Raw genomic sequence first — 18,028 nt, forward strand, 5'->3', positions numbered from 1 at the left:
TTGAATTGTTAAATTTTTGTAAACAATAATTTGTCTTATTGACCAAATTTAGAATTAATCTCTATGATATTAAGAATATTATTTTTTAGGAGTTAATCTAAAATGCTAAGATCTGGTTTATTTTTACTTACAAACATATTGGTCATTGCCACAATCGGTATTGTTCTTAATTTACTTGGTATTCGCGGCTATATGGCCGAAGCGGGAATGAATTATAATTCCCTGATCATCATCTGTGCTGTTTGGGGACTTGGTGGGTCTTTTATATCTTTGGCCCTCTCTAAATTCATGGCAAAAATGGCCTATCGCATGACAGAGATCTCTCCAAATGATCCTAATTATGGATGGGTTGCTCAATCGGTTCACCAATATGCTCGCGCTAGTGGGATTAAGAATCCAGAAGTTTATATTTATAATTCAAATGAAGTAAATGCTTTTGCCACTGGGCCAAGCCGTAATAATTCAATGGTTGCGGTTTCAGCAGGTCTCCTTCATACAATGAGCCGTGATGAGGCCGAAGGTGTTATTGGTCACGAAGTCGCTCACATTGCTAATGGTGATATGGTGACAATGGCACTCGTTCAAGGTGTCGTTAACGCTTTTGTTATGATCCTATCTCGTATTGGTGCTATGGTAATTTCAAATGCACTTCGTTCAGATGACGAGGAAGGACCGGGACTTGGACCTTTGGCACATATGGCACTTGTTTTTGTTCTCGATATTATTTTTGGTCTACTTGCTATGCCAATTACAATGTGGTTTTCACGCTTTCGTGAATATCGAGCAGACGCTGGAAGTGCGAAACTTGCAGGGCGTGACAAGATGATTGCGGCCCTTCAAAAATTACAACAAAGTACAAAAATGGTTGATAACTCAGATCCAAATCTTACTGCATTTAAGATTTCAAGTGGTCCATCTTTTGCTGAACTTTTTAGTTCTCACCCAAGTCTTGATAAGCGCATTCGCGCGCTACAATCGGGACTTTAAGATTCCTTTAACGTAAAATTCGTAAAAGCTTCTAATATACTCATGCCCCTTTTCACATTTGAACTTGGGGCATGATTAATCACAATCCCATCACAAGGGGCGATAATAGGGGAGATAACCTCTTCTAAGCTTTCAAGTTTATCGAAATGATAGACACTCATGATCTTTTCACCTTTTTTAAACTTTTCTCCTGGTGCTTTATGGTACTCAACAAAGCCTGCACTTGGTGAAAAGAAGCCCTTGTAATTCTTTAATTCGCAAAAGTATTGAGCATTCTCTTTTGTATTGATTTCGCTAGAAGCAATAACTCCTCTTTTTACAAGGTAGTTATAAATATTGATTGCATCTACTTGGCCGGCCTTAGAGTCGATGACTTCTTCACTTCCTAACTCAAGCGTATATGATTCAAAGCTATTTTCACTTTCATGGACTTTATGAAATTTAACCCAAGGAAAAAAGCTGGCCTCATCCATTGCACCACCAAACTCAGGAGGTATCACTAGATGAAATGGAAAGTTAAAATCTGCCATCTGATTTTTAAGATAATCTGGCCCATAGATATAGCGACAACCAACACCTGCTGTGTGGAGATCAAGAACAATATCCGCATCACTTGCTAATTCTTGAAGAGTGATAAAGAGGTTCTTATTCTCATCAATACCATAGGCCTTGTGGTAACTTCTATATTCAGAAAATTTACTTTTAAGAAGTTCTTTATAAGCTTGTTTATTTTCACAGGCCTTAATCTCTTCTTCACTTATGAATCCTTGTCCCTCTTTTTGAGCAAAGAGGTTTAGATACATTCGATTCCAATTATCTCCTGTAATCGGGTTAAAGCGTCCATAAGTATATGTTCCCATCTTTACTGATGTCGCATATGGGTTTGCATTAGGAATCATCCTAATTCTTGCATTTATCTCTTCGTCTTCTAAAAGGTTTAAGAGTTTGAATATTGCCATATTCCCTTGTAGCTCAGCTCCATGAACATTTGCTTGGATATAGATTGTTGGCACATTCTCATCAATTTTATCAGGTATTAAATCGTAGATATGAATTTGGTACTGGGCGTGGTTTGTTTCATCAATTGCAATTGTGCTTTTTTCTAGTTTCCAATTAGACATGCTCAACTCCCTAGTGCCTCATTTATAAGTCACTAAATTTTCGAAATTTGACAGATAACCATCTAATTATACATGAAAACCCGTAAGTTGTTTGAATTAATCAAAATTTAAATAATAATTAAGTAATTTCTGATGGCCAGACGATAAGGTAGCGATGATAAAAATAAGTCGACTTTTATATTCAGCTTTTCTAGTTCTAGCAGTAGTTCTATCAACAACTGCAAGTGCTAAGGTAGGTCAACGTATTTATACGCTTGATTTAACTAAACCAGAGTATAAGAACTTTATCACGCTTCAGTACTATCATAATTCAATTGTTGATTTTCATGAAAAAATTGAAAATGCAAGAAAGTATAAAAATCGTTATACATTCCAATTCTTAATTGAAGAAGCATACGCCGCTTCAAGTGAGTGCTTCCTTGCGGGACACAAGTCTACACTAGTAAATGGTAAGTGTCAGATCCCAAAAAGTATCTCATGTGAGACCAGTTTCTTTGGTAATAAAATTTTAAAGCTTAGATGTAATCCTCTACTATTTGGCCCAGGTCAAGATGGGCGTGGCGCTTGTGTTAATGCTCGTCAAAAGGGAAGTAGTAGCTCTAACTTTGGTACAAGAGCATGTAAGAATTCTGCAAGCGAATATACCACTCCTCAAATTGTGAAAGAATTATTAGACGATGAAAAGAAGATGCAGGCCTTTGATGATCTTGCTTCACAAGTTGAAGAGTTTTGTCGTGATAATATGGCCGATGCTTCTTGTTTAGAACAAAAAGATAGAATTGCTAAGATTAAAGAAAGTGTTGCTAAGGCAAAAGAGAATCAAGAAGGTATTGAAAAGGGTGTTGGCCTAGGGCTTTCTAAAGGCGTCGGTATCCTTTCACGTTGTGAAAAAGATTACCGTGCACAAGCTGAAGATAATACTCTTGGAACTTTCTTTATGAGTTCAAGAAATATTGGTGATACTCTTGTTCAAGTTGCTTGTAGTAATGACCAAGTAGTACAAAGTGTGAGTAGTTCTGAATTAAATACTCTTTCTGAGGATTTTGGACGAATTAAGAGACACTCTTCTATTAAATCTCTTCTAGATGATAGTTTAAAAATTGGAAGTGAACTTTCAATGAAGAATTATATTCTTCATAAACTTAAGTCTGATGGTGCTAGTGAGAATAATCTTGATCGTGCAATTGATAAAATTTTAAAGGAATCTCCAAGTTTCGCACAGGAGCCTTTTTTAGGTATTCTAAATAGTGCAAAAGATGAATTTAAAAAGGCCATCGCTGATGGAAAAATCAAAAAGACTAATAAGGGAGAGTTAAGATCAAAAGTTAATGATCTACTTGATGGAATCAATAATCAATGTGATAAAATTAAGACAAAATTTCCATGTGTAACTTCATCTCAGGTAGGAAACTACTACATGGGTGATACACCATATTGTACAACTGTAAGAAGTTCTCGAGCGTATAAAGACTTTATCGCGACGGAACAGAATAATTATGTTTCTAATTTAATGAGTTTTTCTAATGAAAACCCTGATTTTAGAAAGTATTACGCAACAAATGAATTTCGTTCGAAATTTCATGCACCATCAAATGACTTTGCAAAGGACTGTGCGGAGAAAACTTCTTTATTTGGGACAAGTAAGCCAGCAAGTGCAATTTCTACAAGTGATTTTGCAGATCTAGATAAGACTGTAAGTGAAAATATGCTTGAAGACTTAGAAGATCTTGAAGACAAGATTCCATCTTCGTCAAAAGATATTAACGATATGGATGACGATTTAAAGGATCTTCTAAAGTATAGGCCATATCTTGTTGCGCAAGCATTCAAGAACAATCGTGCAATTCCAGGCCTACAAGATATGCAAGCATCATTCCTATGCAGTCAGATGCGCGATATTTATGCCAATGATGAAACTTGGAAGCTAGCAAATATCACAATGGCCGGGGCAGGGATGGCACTATCTGGCGCCCTTGTCATGACAGGAATCGGAAGCCCAGTGGGGATTGCACTTGCTTCAGCGAGTTCTGCACTAATTGTTGGTGAGGCGGCCGTAGGTGTAAGAGAAATTAATGATGCTAATAAACAGCTTGATACAACTGATACAAAACACTCTCTTGGCCTTTCTTCAACTGAAGAAAATATTGAGGCCATTGCAGCTGCTGAGTCTCAAAAACTTAGTGGTCAGATTGCCGTTGGTTTATCACTTGTTAGTGTTGCAACCGATGGTGTAGCTGTAGCAAGATATGGTGCTGAGGCCCTGAGTGCAACAAGAGCTGGCCGAAGTGCAGGTTCTACGACTGGTGCAGCTGTCGCTAAAACAGCTAAAGGTACACAGGTCGCGACAACAACGACAAATGTATCTCCTGCACCAATTGGAATCTTAAATACTAAAACATTGCTGAACGCACCAAAGTCTCAATCTGTTATTGCACTACCTCCACCTAAGGTTCTTGGACTTCCGGCACCAACGACGACGAGTAAGGCCGTTGCTGTTGTTGATGATCAGTCACAAGTTCCAGCGATGCTAAGAAGACTTGAAAACCAATCTGGTGGTAAGTTAACTAATGCAAGATTCTTATCTGATAAGCTCATTCCAGAGGTGAGAAGCTATATTAATGGATTTGATGAAGCCGCTAACCCAAATGTTGTTTTCTATACGCGTTTAGGAAAGCGTATGGAAACATTAAAAGAAGGAAAGCTACTTGAGGATGGAAGTGGTCTAATTATCAATAAAGGTTCTGATAATTATCAGGCCATCATTGATTCAGGACTAGGAACAGTAACTGATAAAGGTGTTGTCCTTAAGTTTGGTATTGATATTGATAATATTAAAATTCTTTCTGATGCTAAGACTGCTCAAGGTCAGGCAATGAGAGCAGAGAGACACTTTGTTTTTAAAGAAACTCAGCTTCCGCAAATGAATGGAGCTGTTCGTAGCCTTGATGATGTTAAGGATGGAATCTATGATTTTTCTGGTTTAAGTGACCTTCAAAAGGCCACGACTTACCAAAATATTGAAAGTAAAATTACTCGAGGCGAGCGCCTAAGTGATATGGACTTACTTGCTTTGGCCTATCGTAAAGATGTTGCTAAAGGTGGTGAGCAAAGAGCACAGGGGATTCTTGACCTTGTTACATCAAGAGATCCATCTATCATTGATAAGTTAATTAGTGGCCCAAGTGCTGCTTCAACTGCTCGTCGTGAAGTTCTAAGACAAGCGGTAAGCTCAGGTAAGCCTACGACGCCGCAAATAGCATCAACTACCTCAAATGCTCTTATTACAAGACCAGCTCGCGCTCCACATGGGACTCCGCAAGGAGCAATTGCTGGAGAGAAGGCCCTCGGACTTCCTGCTCCGACTCAAGCTAATCTTCCTGTTCCAACAAATCCGGGAAGCCTAATAAAGGAAACAGGACAACGTATTGTTGATAAGGCCAGACAATTGGCCCATACAATTGCCAGAACAGATGATAAGATAGAGCTAATTAAGGCCGCTAATAAAAAAGCAAGTGATGCAAAGACAGCTAGTGACACTAAGACAGCTGTTAATGATGGAATTACAATTGAAGGTGAGTTTACAGATATTACGAATCAGGTAAATGCACCTAGATTAACTTCTGGTTCTAATGGATCAGTGAGACCTGGATTACTTGCAAACCCAGGTGTTAGACTGGCCGGTGTTCATGCTGCTCAAGGCTCAAGTGCGATTGAAGCGACTATTGCTACAGTAGTTGAGGAATATTTAGGTGGCGGTGAGGATACTCAGCACGAGCTAGATATTAATGAGCCAGATCCACCAGCAGCAACAGAGCCTACTGATGAAGCTCAACCTGAACCTCCAGCAGCACCGGCAAGTACAGATGCAGATATTAATATTGATTTCAATGGTTCGAAACCTGCTATTACTGTAACTTTTGAAGCGACAAAGGTTAGTGCTTGTAAGATTAAAAAGACATATTTTGAAGAAGATGACGATGGAAACCGTAAAGAAAAAGTAAGTACCTTAAACTCTTCACTTGAAAGTGGTAAGGAATACGAGTTATCTTCTTATGATTATGCCTACATTGTCTCTGTTGAGTGTAAGGCCACAGAAGGTGACTTTAAATTAGTTACAACTGAAAACTTCAGTGATCCAAAACTATTTATTACAGGGTTAAATGAAGGTAAGGCAGAGTATGTCGTAAATGAGTGTGATGGCGAAAGTTGTGCTTCTGAAAGCTCTAATGGCCCAGGTAGAGGAGTTCCAAGACTTACTCCTGCGCAGCTTAGACAAATGGCCCCGCCTAATATTCAACTGGAAAATATTCCAATTTTAAATACTTTATAATTTGGTAGATTATTCAACCCAATCGGCACTTGTTTTAATTGTTCTAGGAATCATAACGTCTCCTTTGTATGAAACAACTTCCGCCGGTAGATTATGACAAAGAAAAAATGGCATACTCTCAGTAAAGCCATAAGCGCCACATTGAGTGAAAACTAGCCAATCTCCGTAGTCACAATCTTGTGGTAATTCAAAGACCCCAAGCTTGTCCAGAGATGTGCACAAAGGACCGTGAACGTGAAATTCCTTAGTTTCTTTGGCCTTTTTATCTTCATTTAAAACACGGCAAGGAAAGGCCTGATCCGTAAGGGCCGGTCGTGCGATATGATTGATACCGCCGTCAAGTACAAGAATCTCTTGGCCACGTACATTTTTTCGATCAATGACTTGGCTTAAATATAACCCGCATTCACCAACGGCAAAGCGTCCTAGTTCCATCCAAATTTTCTTAAGATTATGCTTCGCTTTCAAGCGCATAAGGGCAGCATTAATATCTTTAAAATCTATTCGCGCGTCTTGATTTTGATATGGAATACCAAGGCCACCACCAAGATCAATGACCTCTGGAGTGATATTCATCTTGCTAGCAAGAGTATTGATGCGCTCACAGGTTTTATCCCAAACCTCTTCAAGTCTTTTGGGATCAAGAATATTTCCCCATTGAAAAACATGAAAGCCAATGGCCTCTATATTTTCGTATTCATTTAAATCGATTGATGACCACGTGTCCTCATCAAGTCCAAAGGCCGTAATTTCATCTCCACCAAGAACAGACTTTTCTTGAGTGTCCCATTCAAGTTGTACCCTTAAAAGGGCACGGGCCTTAATCCCTAGCTCCTTAGCTTGTTCATTTAACCACTTTAGTTGATAGATACTTTCAACAACGACACAGTTAATTTCATGCTCGAGTAGAGTTCTAATATAGCCTCGAGACTTACTTGGGCCAGTAGAGATAATGTCACAAGACTTCACACCACTGGCCACAACTTGGGTAAGCTCTCCCTTGGAAGCAACATCGACGCCGATTCCAAGGTTTCTGATAAGTTTTAAAATCGAAGACAGAGGATTGGCCTTACAAGCATAGTAAAGCTTTATACTTTCATCCTTATTGTCTGTGATATAGCGCAGATGCTCTTCAAGGGCATCTAAATCATAGAAATAAAATGATGAATCTAATCTCTTTGTTAACTTCGTTAAAACTTTTTCCATTAAAAATTTGCCTTATCTTAAAAATGCTTCTAGCTCAAGTGAGGCATCTGATTTTTCATCACGGTATTTAACAATCATGGCACAGTTCATTGAAAGGCCCATATCTCTTGCCCATGAAAGCTTCTCGTTAACAGGTCTTGTTCCTGGAACGACAATTGCGCCTTCTGGAATTGGCTCACCTGGTTCAAGTCTTCTTTCATTAACACAATCATATACCGGAACACCTTTTGATAAGATAACCCCTGGAGCAATAACAGCGCGTTTTAAAACTTGAATTCCTTCAACGATAACTGCACCGGCACCGATAAAAGCATCATCTTCAATGATTACAGGAGCAAGGCCAATTGGCTCAAGAACGCCACCAATTTGTACCCCTGCACTTAGGTGAACATTTTTACCAATCTGTGCACATGAGCCGACAAGAGCGTGAGAATCGACCATTGTTCCTTCATCAACATAAGCTCCGATATTTATATATGCAGGAGGCATGATAATAACACCACTAGAAACATACGCTCCACGACGTACACTTGATCCACCTGGAACCATACGAACACCACGGTCTACACTAAATTTTTGTGCTGGAATATTGTGTTTGTCGACAAAGCCTGGCCAGCCAAATTCAGATTGTTCAACATTTTTTCCAGCTTTAAAAACCTCAAGGATCATTTGTTTTACTTCAGTGTTCGCAACCCACTTACCATCAACTTTAGAAGCTGATCTTAAAGTTCCACTCTCAAGTCCTAAAAGGATTTCATCTACAGTCATTGTCATTATGCTTTTCTCCATTCATTAATTTTCTTATTTGCATTTAAAACATTAGCTTCTAATTTCATATCTTTGATTGAAAGTGGCGGTCGAAGACTTGCATCTTTAATTTGCCCATTCTCTTTCATAAGCCATTTTGCAGGAACTGGATTTGAAGCAACAAACATTGCGTTGCTCGATTCGACCCACATTTTAGTCTCTTCTTCACTTAATTCGCCACCTAAGCAAGCAACCGTGTATGCATGAGTTTGGGCCGGCCATGGATTTGAAGCGACTGAAACGAGACCTTTGGCTCCTAGAGGTGTAAATTCTGGAAGCATTCCATCATCACCACTATAGACTCGACCTAAATCACCAGCTGCTTCGACATATTTTGCAAATTTCTCAGGGCTTCCACTTGCTTCTTTAATTGCCCAAAATTGCTTATGCTTATTAAGGCGTTTTACGGCCTCAAATGAGAGCTCAATTCCAGCACGAGAAGGAACATTGTAAAGCATTACAGGTTTGTTTGAAACATCCATTAGGGCCTTAAACCATTCATACTGTCCTTCTGCTCCTGGCTTTGCATATAAAGGAGTAACCATCAAATAAGCATCGATTGCTAGGCCATCAAGGTATGATACCCATTCACATGTTTCAGTTAAGTTGATACCGCCAACCCCACACATTAATGGAACTTTTAAACCAAGATCAATAACGAAGTTTAGAATATTTTTTCTTTCTTCAAGATTTAGATTTAAGGCCTCACCTGTAGAGCCTAAGATTAGAATCCCATTTCCTGCTTTTTCTTGTTCTCTTAAAATAGACTCAAGTGAATCCAGATCAATCGTTAAATCTGCGTTAAGGGGAGTGATTACTGCCGTCCAAAGGGGCGTTGAATTTATATAGTCGTGATTTGCCATTTATATAGCTCCTTAAATTATTTTCTTTCTTAGCTATTTCTAATTACTTGTAGTGCAATATCGCTAAAGTCGTGTAAACCAGGCGCAAGATTACTTACGCGTTCACAGGCCCAAAGAGCACCTGCTGCAAAAATTTTTCGATCCTTAGCTTCGTGTTTAATTGTAATATATTCATTCGGAGTATCAATCTTTAATTCATGAATTCCAATAACATCTCCAATGCGCTCACTTGTAATAGTTGAGTCTTTTTCTAACCATTCTTGCCATGAAAGGGCAGTGCCACTTGGAGCGTCTATTTTTTTTGTATGATGAACTTCATGGATTTCATATTTTAGATCACTGGCAGGAAAGAGTGCTTGGGCCTTGGCCGCAATACGGATCATTTCTTTTGCTAGATTCATCCCAAGACTAAAATTAGTTGCTTTAATCCATGGTGACTTAATTTGACTAATTAATTGCGCAGTCCAAGTGAAACCAGTAGAACCGGTTACTACGCAGATTCCTGACTCGCTTAATAATTCGAAATAGTGCTCTAAAAATACATCACCATTCAAAAAAGAGAGGACTATATCAAATCTATTAAGATCATCTTTCTTTAAAGGATTTTTTGAATCAAAAACTTCTAATTGAATATGTGAATATTCTGGTGATTCACAAAGCTCAAGTACTTTTGAGCCAGTTTTTCCTTTTCCTAAAAGTGCAATTTTCATTAAATGAATTCCTTATGTAATCTTTGAATCGTTTGATCAGCATCATTCTTACCTACTAAGAAACAAAAATTATGCTTACTTGCACCCAAGCAAATCATACGAACATTAATTCCTTCAACAGCATTAAAAATTCGTGCTGCTAAATTTGGTGTGTGATTGATTTCATTTCCAATTAGACTTACTAATGTTAAGTCCTTTTCCACTTTTACGCTACAAAGCTCAGATAAACGATCAATAATCTTCTTATTTAATAAAGCACTATCATCTAAAGTCAGTGCTACAGAAATCTCTGATGTCGTAATGGAATCAATACTGACTTTAAATTCATTAAAGATCTTAAAAATTTCAAATAGAAATCCGTGTGCTTGAAGCATTTTAGGTGTTGATAATGTGACAAGGCTTTGTTCACGTCTTAGCGCCATCGCACGAATTAGTGGCGCTGACTCAGTATCATTCTTAATCCACGTTCCAGGCTCATTTGGCTCATAGCTCGATCCAACAAAGACCTTAATTCCAGCACGTAATGCCGGAGTTAAGGTCGTTGGATGAAGTATTTTTGCACCAAAAGTTGCCAACTCGGCCGCTTCAGAAAACGTTATTTCATTAAGAAGCTTTGCTTCTTTCACTATTCTTGGATCTGTTGTGGCAATACCAGCAACATCTGTCCAGATCTGTAATGTGTCAGCACCCATGGCCTCAGCAACAAGGGCCGCTGAATAATCAGAACCACCACGACCTAAAGTTGTCGTAAGCCCATCACTCGTTGCACCAATGAATCCTTGCGATACATAGACAATATCGCCATATTTTGCATTCACAAGAAACTGGTCAGCACGAGCTTTTGTCGCTTCAATATCCGGAGCTGCCTTTGTAAAATTATCATCCGTTACAAGAACTTGTCTGATATCGAATAATTCAACTTTCTTATTTGATGCTAACTGTTCATTGATGCGTACTAGAACTTCACTGAAGACAAGGGAAGAAAGTCGCTCACCAAGGCTTACAAGTGAATCATAGGCGCGATCCGAACACTCTCTTAGCAGTAGCATTCCTTTGGCAATCATCGTTACTTCAGATAGAAGTACTGTTACATCATCTTTTAAACTTTCAGAAGCCTGCATTTCTTGAAGGATTTGGCGGTGCTTGTCTTCGATTTCATGAATAAGCTCATTAACTCGTTCTTCGTCACCAGCAGGTGCCTTTTTAGAAATTTCGACAAGTAGATTTGTGACACCATAGACAGCTGAGACAACGACCATATTAGCGCCTTTATTAACACTAATTTGAGCACTACGAGTCATGGCCTCGAGATTTGCCATCGACGAGCCACCAAATTTCGCTACAATAACTTCATTTGTTTGAGTTGACATAAGTCTCCAAAGTAAAAACGTTTAAAGTTTTAAAATTAAGTTAATTGTATGTAGGAGAATAAAGAAATGCAAAAAAACATCTAGCCAAAAGAATAAGCTAACATTTGCATTTGAAGCTCTCCACATAACTAAATCCTAATTTCGTTAATTAAAATTTACTATATGACAGTCCTAAGGCTTCTCCCTTAGTAACCAATAAGATAAGTTGCACACTCTGATCTTATTTCGGCAATGAACCCATTGTGTTGACTGATAACGGACTAATATAGTTGTGCATCCTTATCAACACGCTCTGAACACTGCGCCTCTTCAATTGAAATTAATTGTAGTGGATAGACACATTGATGTCTATACTTTTATAATTTTAGGCGTAATTATATGAAAAGGCCTTTGCCTGTGGAGATCAAAATGAAAAAAGTTGGAATTATTGGTTGGCGTGGAATGGTAGGATCTGTTCTTTTAGAGAGAATGGAAAGCGAAGGTGACTTTGCTAAGATCGATCCGTACTTCTTTTCAACTTCTCAAGCAGGACAAAGTGGTCCACTTATTTACAATGCGACTCATACTTTAAAAGATGCAAATAATATTTCAGAACTTGCAGATATGGATATCATCATTTCTTGCCAAGGTGGAGACTACACAAAGCAAGTGCGCCCAGAGCTTGAAAAAGTTAATTGGCCAGGATTTTGGATTGATGCTGCTTCAGCAAAGAGAATGGATGATGATTCTTTAATTATTCTTGATCCAGTAAATCGCGACATTATTGATAAGGCCCTGAATGATGGGATTAAAAATTTCGTAGGTGGTAACTGTACAGTAAGTCTAATGCTTATGGGAATTGGTAGCCTTTTTCAAGAAGGTCTTGTTGAGTGGATGAGTACAATGTCTTATCAAGCGGCTTCTGGTGGTGGTGCTCGTCATATGAAAGAACTTTTAACACAGATGGGAGTTATCGGAAATATGGCAACGCCATTGATGGATGGACCGATTCTACAACTTGATCAAGATATCTCAAATCTTTTGAAAAGTAATGAGCTTGATAGTGACTGCTTTGGTGTTCCATTAGCGCTAAATCTAATCCCTTGGATTGATAGCGCTGTTGAAGATGGCCAAACACGTGAAGAATGGAAAGCATTTAGTGAAACAAATAAAATTTTAGGTCGTACACAAAACCCTATACCAATTGATGGAACGTGTGTAAGAGTTGGAGCTCTTCGCTCACACTCTCAAGCATTAACTGTAAAATTAAATAAGTCTGTTGATCTTAAAACGATTGAAGAAATGATTAAAAACTTTTCTGAATACACTGAGTTTGTTGAAAATACACCTGAAGCAACACGTGAAAAACTAAATCCACGCTATGTTTCAGGAACTCTTAAAACAACAGTGGGACGTGTACGTAAGATGAAAATGGGTGATGATTACTTGAATATTTTTACAAGTGGTGATCAACTTCTTTGGGGAGCAGCAGAGCCATTAAGAAGAATGCTTAATATCGTGCTATAGTAATTATATGGAATTAGATTTTGATAAATTAGTTAATGATTTTTATGAAAATGGTTTTTGCATTGTTGAAGGCCTTTTTGACTATAAAGAAATAAAACGCATCAAACGCTCATTTGATAACCTTTATGAGGCGTCACAAACAATCAATGAGACGCAAATGCTAAAGCTTGCTCAATTTGTTTTTGATAAGAGCGCTCTTAATCGCATTGTCTGGTGTGGTGGATATGATGAGCACTTACTTGATATTGGTGCTGATAAAAGAATTTTAAATATTGTTAGTAAGATTCTAGAATCAAATGAAATGGTTCAACTCATTAATCAGGCCCACTTCAAGTTACCAGGACAAATTGTAGAGTTTAAGTGGCATCAAGATAGTGAACACCGTCGCTACGGCACTGAACTCTGGGAAGATGTTGATGGGCGAGGAAGTTATGTACAAACCGTAATGGCCATTGATGATATGAATTCTTTAAATGGACCACTTAAGTTTATTCCTAAGTCACACTTACAAGGTCATCTTAATTACAAAGAAGATCCAAGTATTATCGACGAATTACTAGATAAGCTTCCGTCTATCGACTTACAGCTTAAAGCTGGAGATGTTGCCTTCTTTGGCCCGTATACTTTTCACTCGTCATCTCTTAATAAAACAGATTCACCAAGAAGAGTTCTCATCAACGGATATGCACAGCCGGGAGCTAATAAGAGAGAGTATCCAGGTGCTGGATACGGCAGACATTTGACTCTTTAAATATTTAACTTTAATTCACGATTCTTAAGTCCATTGCTATTTTCCTTGCGCTATATTGTGACTAAGCACACAATAAAACAAGGAAATAGCTATGAGCAAATCAAGTTATAAGAAGTATCTTCTTCCTAGTTTAGGGGTGACTCTTGCCATTACATGGATTTTCACCGTTACCTATCTTATTCAATCTAATACACCTGAGAGTTCTCAAACACATTTAACGCGATCAGAACTTGATAAGATTTATTATGGGCAATCAACAGAAGCAGAGCGCTCGATTGCATCAGTTCCAGTTAAAGATGATCCGTTATTAAAAGAGGCCTATTCCTTAGGACTAAATGCTTACCTCTGGGGATCAACTCTTGTAAGAATGGAGAATATTGCTCGTACATATACTGATGTCGTCCAAAAACAATCTGAGACAAGTTATCGCGCACCCTTAAATGAATTTGGTCACTCAAGACGCTTACCTGGCCCTACTGATACTGATATGCCAACGGCCAATCAAGACACTCTTTATTCCAGCGCAATTTTGGACCTTAATCAATCAGCGATAGTCCTATCGACACCTGAAGTAAAAGATCGATACTATGTTATTGATGTTTTCGATATGTGGCACAACCTTATCAAATATGTTGGAACTAGGCAGACAGGTACGAGTGCTCAAAAGTATTTAATCGTCCCACCAAATTCTAAAGAAATGTACCAGAAGCAAAAAGGAGTGGAAGGTCTAACAATTATTGAATCTCCAACTTCTAAGGTTTGGTTATGGGGAAGAACCCAGATACTGAAGTCAGATGATATGGAAAAAGAATTAAATGATGTACACAAAATCCAAGACCAATACAAACTAACAGAATTAGATGAATATCTTGGTAAGAAAAATCGTGTCCGCATTTATCCTCTGTCAAAACGTGTTGGAAGTGATAGTGACCCTTTACGTTTTTTTGAAGAATTAGGAGAGTATTTAAAAACTAATCCTGTTAGTGAAAAGGAGAAGGCATTATTTGGGCAATTTAAGAAAATTGGTCTAACTAAAGAAGGATTTAAAAAAGAGATGCTCTCTCAGCAAGTACAAGATGTTCTAATACAAGCTTTAAATGATGGGCCCCAAGTGGTTGCTGCGCAAATAAGAAATCCAGCAAATACAAAATTCATTAATGGATGGAGCTATGTCTTTGATCTAGATAATTTTGGTGATGACTATGCATTAAGATCAATGGTCTCTCATCCGTACCTAGGCGGGCAAGGGGCCAAGGAAGCTCTATATCCTTTGGCCGAAGTAGACTCTAAAGGAAATAAGCTAAGCGGTTCTAAGATGTATCGTATTCGTTTTGATCGTGAGCCAAAGGTTGGAGCATTTTGGTCTGTCACTGTTTACGATAGTGTAAGTAAAATGCTTATCGAAAATGATCTCAAACGCTACTCATTAAACAATAGTAGTAATTTAACAAAGAATTCTGATGGTAGTTTTGAGCTATACTTTTCTAACCAAGTTCCAAAAGATGAAAAGAAGAAAGCGAACTGGCTGGCCACACCGAAAGGAAACTTCTACGTTATTATGCGTTTATATATTCCGTCTCAAGAGATTTTAGACTTAAAGTGGAAGGTTCCAGGGATCGAGCAAATTGAGCCGAAGGTAATTTCAATGAAATAGGTGAAAATGTGGCAAAAAATGATTTTTCCAAATTTCGAAATATAATTCTCTCAGTCATGGCCGTCATTTTATGGGTGGCCATGATTTCATATCTTTATATTGAGCATGAAAATCGTAGCCGTATTCCTGCTTCAATGAAAGATAATGACTCAAAACAAAGACCTCATCGGCTCTATCGCAATTAGCTGACTTAGTTTTTGACACCTATGTAGATTTTTTGAAGACAATGAAAATAGGGCCATGCTTTTGCTATATTTTAGCTATGCGATTCCTATTACTTCTCATTCTTTTTTCAATTTTCAGTGTGAATTATTCATATTCTCAGGACTATGGACTTCTTGATGTAAAAGGATCAATTTATTCAAAAAGAAATGTCGACAATTATTTAAGGCCATTTCAAACAGATGGCTGCTCATCGATTTCCCCACAAGGTACTTTTAATGCTCCTAAATTATGGCAACATTGCTGTATTGAACACGATATAAGCTATTGGATGGGTGGCCCATTAATGGATAAAATTAAGGCCGATGAAGATTTAAAAAGCTGTGTATCTGATGTATTTTCAAGTATTTTTGGCAAGGCGATGCAAGTTGCTGTCTATATTGGTGGGAACCCAACTTTTCATACAGGTTATGCTTGGGGCTATGGTTGGAATCATATTCGAGGCTATCATGAATTATCGAGTTCTGATCGCTACGAGATTTCTAAAAAAATGCCACAAGATCCTTTAAATCAAGAAATCGTCGAGCTAGGTTTTGATAAAGAAACAATTCCTTTAAAGAATGACAATATCTGCTTAGAAGAAATTAATGACTTTCTTGAGAAACGCATTAAAGCAAAAGTTGATATTAAAGTTATCGAAGAAATTGATACATTCTTTTCGAAAGGATTCTTCATTGAAGCCAATAACTGTAAAGGTACCTTAAGAGCAATTATGAGACATGGTGTTGATCATAATGACTGTCGAGATATTCCTTATGAAAACAAATGGGAAAGAACGGTACGTTCACTTGAGGCAACTGGAGAGTGTGCTGAGATTTATGGAACCCAGCACTCTTTAAGAAATTAATAGTATCGAATTATGCTTTCTTAACAATATACTTTGCGAAATACTCATCCAATTTATGCTTAACTTTTGGTGCCAACCAAATTGTCGCAACCATATTTGGAATGGCCATTAGAGCAAAACCAATATCCATCGCATTTACCATATCATCAGGTGCCGAGATCGCTCCCATAAGAACCGTTGATGAATAGAAAAGTGCAAAAGTTAATCTTGCCCCAAGAATGGGGATACCCCCAAAAAGAAAATCCCAACATTTCTCACAATAGTTTGATGCACCTATTACTGTTGAAAGTGAAAAGAGAATGATTGAAAGTCCTAGTAAATGTGATCCTGCAACTCCAAAGTTTTTAACAAAGGCCATTTGAGTCATTAGAACTCCATTAGACTCTTGAAGTTCTTGTGGTGTCAGAGAGCTTAGAATTACAATTGAAGTCATCGTACATACAATGATTGTATCAATAAAAGGGCCAATCATCGCAACAAGACCTTCCGCAACGGGCTCACTTGTCTTAGCATTTCCGTGGGCCATTGGAGCAGAGCCGACACCTGCCTCATTAGAGTAAGTCGCTCTTTTAATCCCAGTCTTAAAAATGTGAACAACGGCCAGTCCAGATGCTCCACCAACTGCAGCTCGTCCATTAATGGCCTCATTAAAAATAAGAACAAAAACATCAAGAACACTTGATAGATTCATAAAAATAATAGCAATGGCACAACCAACATATAAAAGGCACATTGTTGGAACAATTTTTGAAGTTGCTTCTCCAATTCTTCTAACTCCACCCATGAGAATATAAACCATCAAGGATGCAGTGATAAAACCAGAAATGTATGTAGGTATACTGTAATTTGATTCGATGAAGGTTGCCATTTGATTTGTATTGAATACACCGAGTGAACCGATTAAGCCTGCTACAGCAAAGAAATAAGCTAGGAAGTGCATATACTTAGGTAGGGCCTCTAAGATTGTATACATTGGGCCCCCTTGAATTTCTCCATGGTGGTCATTCTTTCGATACATAACCGCAAGCGTACATTCAAAGAATTTTGTATTCATCCCAATTAGAGCACCAACCCACATCCAAAAAATAGCACCTGGGCCACCTTGCGAAATAGCAACGGCAACACCAGCAACATTTCCCATTCCAACAGTTGAGGCCAAAGCATTTGTTAGTGCCTTAAAATGAGAAATTTGCCCCTTACTCTCATCATCGTGTTCATGGTGAAATTTACCTACGATAAGCTTTATGGCGTGAAAGAAACCTGCTAGCATTTTGAAACGTGAAACGGCCACAAGATAGAGACCTCCGCCAACGAGTAAGATTACCAAAGGTAGTCCCCAGACAATATCGACGGTTTGCGCAAGAAATGCAGAAATATTCATAAAGGTCCTTTAAAATGCGGGTAATAAAACTTATTTAAAATTTTTCCACACAAAAACGTAAATGGCCAGACAATGGAATACAACCTCGATGTATTTGGAGGCAACTCAGGATCAGCGATTTATAGTATTGAGCAACAAGCTGTTATTGGAGTCCATACATTTGGATCTGCATCCCTCATGTACTGGCACAGGTGGCCTTGCAGGAGGTATGCCTATTCGTGAAATACCATCTTATTTTCTTAATGATCTAAATTAATAAAGTTGGCACTCTAG

14 protein-coding genes and 1 riboswitch are annotated in these 18,028 nt (G+C 38.2%); of the genes, 7 read left to right on the forward strand and 7 right to left on the reverse strand.

The genetic code is table 11. The annotated features are described in order from the left end of the window. The first annotated feature begins 102 nt into the window (after nt 1-102). The gene (gene htpX / locus ACMAYX_RS01430; protein ID WP_412471419.1) at nt 103-987 is read left to right on the forward strand and encodes a protease HtpX; all 885 of its coding nucleotides are present in this window, start codon (nt 103-105) and stop codon (nt 985-987) included. On the opposite strand, the gene ACMAYX_RS01435 is transcribed toward htpX, so the two are convergent. Then, nucleotides 984-2,108, reverse strand: coding sequence for a succinylglutamate desuccinylase/aspartoacylase family protein (locus ACMAYX_RS01435; protein ID WP_412471420.1), 1,125 nt, complete (start codon nt 2,106-2,108; stop codon nt 984-986). The genes htpX and ACMAYX_RS01435 overlap by 4 nt on opposite strands. Nucleotides 2,109-2,262: 154 nt before the next feature. Here ACMAYX_RS01435 and ACMAYX_RS01440 point away from each other — a divergent pair, with 154 nt between their 5' ends. Continuing rightward, complete coding sequence (locus ACMAYX_RS01440) at nt 2,263-6,438, forward strand: hypothetical protein (protein WP_412471421.1); 4,176 nt, start codon at nt 2,263-2,265, stop codon at nt 6,436-6,438. A 9-nt stretch (nt 6,439-6,447) separates the two neighbouring features. Here the strand turns inward: ACMAYX_RS01440 and ACMAYX_RS01445 are convergent, their stop codons facing one another. Genes ACMAYX_RS01445 through lysC form a run of 5 tightly spaced genes read right to left on the reverse strand, consistent with a single transcriptional unit; the run spans nt 6,448 to nt 11,394 of the window. Then, on the reverse strand, nt 6,448-7,644 hold the full coding sequence (locus ACMAYX_RS01445; RefSeq protein WP_103217213.1) for a PLP-dependent decarboxylase: 1,197 nt from the start codon (nt 7,642-7,644) through the stop codon (nt 6,448-6,450). 12 nt (nt 7,645-7,656) lie between these two features. Beyond that, nucleotides 7,657-8,412 carry a 2,3,4,5-tetrahydropyridine-2,6-dicarboxylate N-succinyltransferase gene (locus ACMAYX_RS01450; protein ID WP_103217568.1) on the reverse strand — a complete coding sequence of 252 codons (756 nt, stop codon included), beginning with the start codon at nt 8,410-8,412 and terminating at the stop codon, nt 7,657-7,659. 5 nt (nt 8,413-8,417) lie between these two features. After that, the gene (dapA, locus tag ACMAYX_RS01455; RefSeq protein ID WP_412471422.1) at nt 8,418-9,314 is read right to left on the reverse strand and encodes a 4-hydroxy-tetrahydrodipicolinate synthase; all 897 of its coding nucleotides are present in this window, start codon (nt 9,312-9,314) and stop codon (nt 8,418-8,420) included. A gap of 29 nt (nt 9,315-9,343) precedes the next feature. Further along, nucleotides 9,344-10,024, reverse strand: coding sequence for a 4-hydroxy-tetrahydrodipicolinate reductase (locus ACMAYX_RS01460; RefSeq protein WP_412471423.1), 681 nt, complete (start codon nt 10,022-10,024; stop codon nt 9,344-9,346). Then, nucleotides 10,024-11,394, reverse strand: coding sequence for a lysine-sensitive aspartokinase 3 (gene lysC, locus ACMAYX_RS01465; RefSeq protein ID WP_412471424.1), 1,371 nt, complete (start codon nt 11,392-11,394; stop codon nt 10,024-10,026). The genes ACMAYX_RS01460 and lysC overlap by 1 nt, the downstream gene beginning before the upstream one ends. A 105-nt stretch (nt 11,395-11,499) precedes the next feature. Beyond that, nucleotides 11,500-11,712: riboswitch (Lysine riboswitch) on the reverse strand. A 90-nt stretch (nt 11,713-11,802) separates the two neighbouring features. On the opposite strand from lysC, the gene asd reads away from it, so the two are divergent. The 5 genes from asd to ACMAYX_RS01490 all read left to right on the forward strand — a co-directional run bounded on the left by asd (nt 11,803) and on the right by ACMAYX_RS01490 (nt 16,374). Continuing rightward, on the forward strand, nt 11,803-12,900 hold the full coding sequence (gene asd, locus ACMAYX_RS01470; protein ID WP_103217217.1) for an aspartate-semialdehyde dehydrogenase: 1,098 nt from the start codon (nt 11,803-11,805) through the stop codon (nt 12,898-12,900). Nucleotides 12,901-12,907: 7 nt separating this feature from the next. Further along, nucleotides 12,908-13,651: a phytanoyl-CoA dioxygenase family protein gene (locus tag ACMAYX_RS01475; protein WP_103217218.1), complete on the forward strand. Its 744-nt coding sequence runs from the start codon at nt 12,908-12,910 to the stop codon at nt 13,649-13,651. A 91-nt stretch (nt 13,652-13,742) separates the two neighbouring features. Further along, nucleotides 13,743-15,305 carry a DUF1254 domain-containing protein gene (locus ACMAYX_RS01480; RefSeq protein WP_103217219.1) on the forward strand — a complete coding sequence of 521 codons (1,563 nt, stop codon included), beginning with the start codon at nt 13,743-13,745 and terminating at the stop codon, nt 15,303-15,305. An 8-nt stretch (nt 15,306-15,313) separates the two neighbouring features. Further along, nucleotides 15,314-15,490, forward strand: coding sequence for a hypothetical protein (locus ACMAYX_RS01485; RefSeq protein WP_412462596.1), 177 nt, complete (start codon nt 15,314-15,316; stop codon nt 15,488-15,490). A 77-nt stretch (nt 15,491-15,567) separates the two neighbouring features. Continuing rightward, a complete protein-coding gene (locus ACMAYX_RS01490) occupies nt 15,568-16,374 on the forward strand; it encodes a hypothetical protein (protein WP_392991967.1) in 807 nt (268 codons plus the stop codon). 10 nt (nt 16,375-16,384) lie between these two features. Here ACMAYX_RS01490 and ACMAYX_RS01495 read toward each other — a convergent pair whose 3' ends face one another. Further along, nucleotides 16,385-17,755: an alanine/glycine:cation symporter family protein gene (locus ACMAYX_RS01495; protein ID WP_103217221.1), complete on the reverse strand. Its 1,371-nt coding sequence runs from the start codon at nt 17,753-17,755 to the stop codon at nt 16,385-16,387. Nucleotides 17,756-18,028: the final 273 nt, after the last annotated feature.

It is taken from the genome of Halobacteriovorax sp. RT-2-3 (assembly GCF_047085075.1).
GTDB lineage: Bacteria > Bdellovibrionota > Bacteriovoracia > Bacteriovoracales > Bacteriovoracaceae > Halobacteriovorax_A.

Excerpts from the sequence above, each read along its gene's own strand:
- ACMAYX_RS01490 (WP_392991967.1), top strand. The coding sequence starts at position 15,568 with ATGCGATTCCTATTACTTCTCATTCTTTTTTCAATTTTCAGTGTGAAT.
- ACMAYX_RS01475 (WP_103217218.1), top strand. The coding sequence starts at position 12,908 with ATGGAATTAGATTTTGATAAATTAGTTAATGATTTTTATGAAAATGGT.
- lysC (WP_412471424.1), bottom strand. The coding sequence starts at position 11,394 with ATGTCAACTCAAACAAATGAAGTTATTGTAGCGAAATTTGGTGGCTCG.
- ACMAYX_RS01480 (WP_103217219.1), top strand. The coding sequence starts at position 13,743 with ATGAGCAAATCAAGTTATAAGAAGTATCTTCTTCCTAGTTTAGGGGTG.
- ACMAYX_RS01460 (WP_412471423.1), bottom strand. The coding sequence starts at position 10,024 with ATGAAAATTGCACTTTTAGGAAAAGGAAAAACTGGCTCAAAAGTACTT.
- ACMAYX_RS01440 (WP_412471421.1), top strand. The coding sequence starts at position 2,263 with ATGATAAAAATAAGTCGACTTTTATATTCAGCTTTTCTAGTTCTAGCA.
- ACMAYX_RS01495 (WP_103217221.1), bottom strand. The coding sequence starts at position 17,755 with ATGAATATTTCTGCATTTCTTGCGCAAACCGTCGATATTGTCTGGGGA.
- ACMAYX_RS01435 (WP_412471420.1), bottom strand. The coding sequence starts at position 2,108 with ATGTCTAATTGGAAACTAGAAAAAAGCACAATTGCAATTGATGAAACA.
- ACMAYX_RS01450 (WP_103217568.1), bottom strand. The coding sequence starts at position 8,412 with ATGACTGTAGATGAAATCCTTTTAGGACTTGAGAGTGGAACTTTAAGA.
- dapA (WP_412471422.1), bottom strand. The coding sequence starts at position 9,314 with ATGGCAAATCACGACTATATAAATTCAACGCCCCTTTGGACGGCAGTA.
- ACMAYX_RS01445 (WP_103217213.1), bottom strand. The coding sequence starts at position 7,644 with ATGGAAAAAGTTTTAACGAAGTTAACAAAGAGATTAGATTCATCATTT.
- asd (WP_103217217.1), top strand. The coding sequence starts at position 11,803 with ATGAAAAAAGTTGGAATTATTGGTTGGCGTGGAATGGTAGGATCTGTT.
- htpX (WP_412471419.1), top strand. The coding sequence starts at position 103 with ATGCTAAGATCTGGTTTATTTTTACTTACAAACATATTGGTCATTGCC.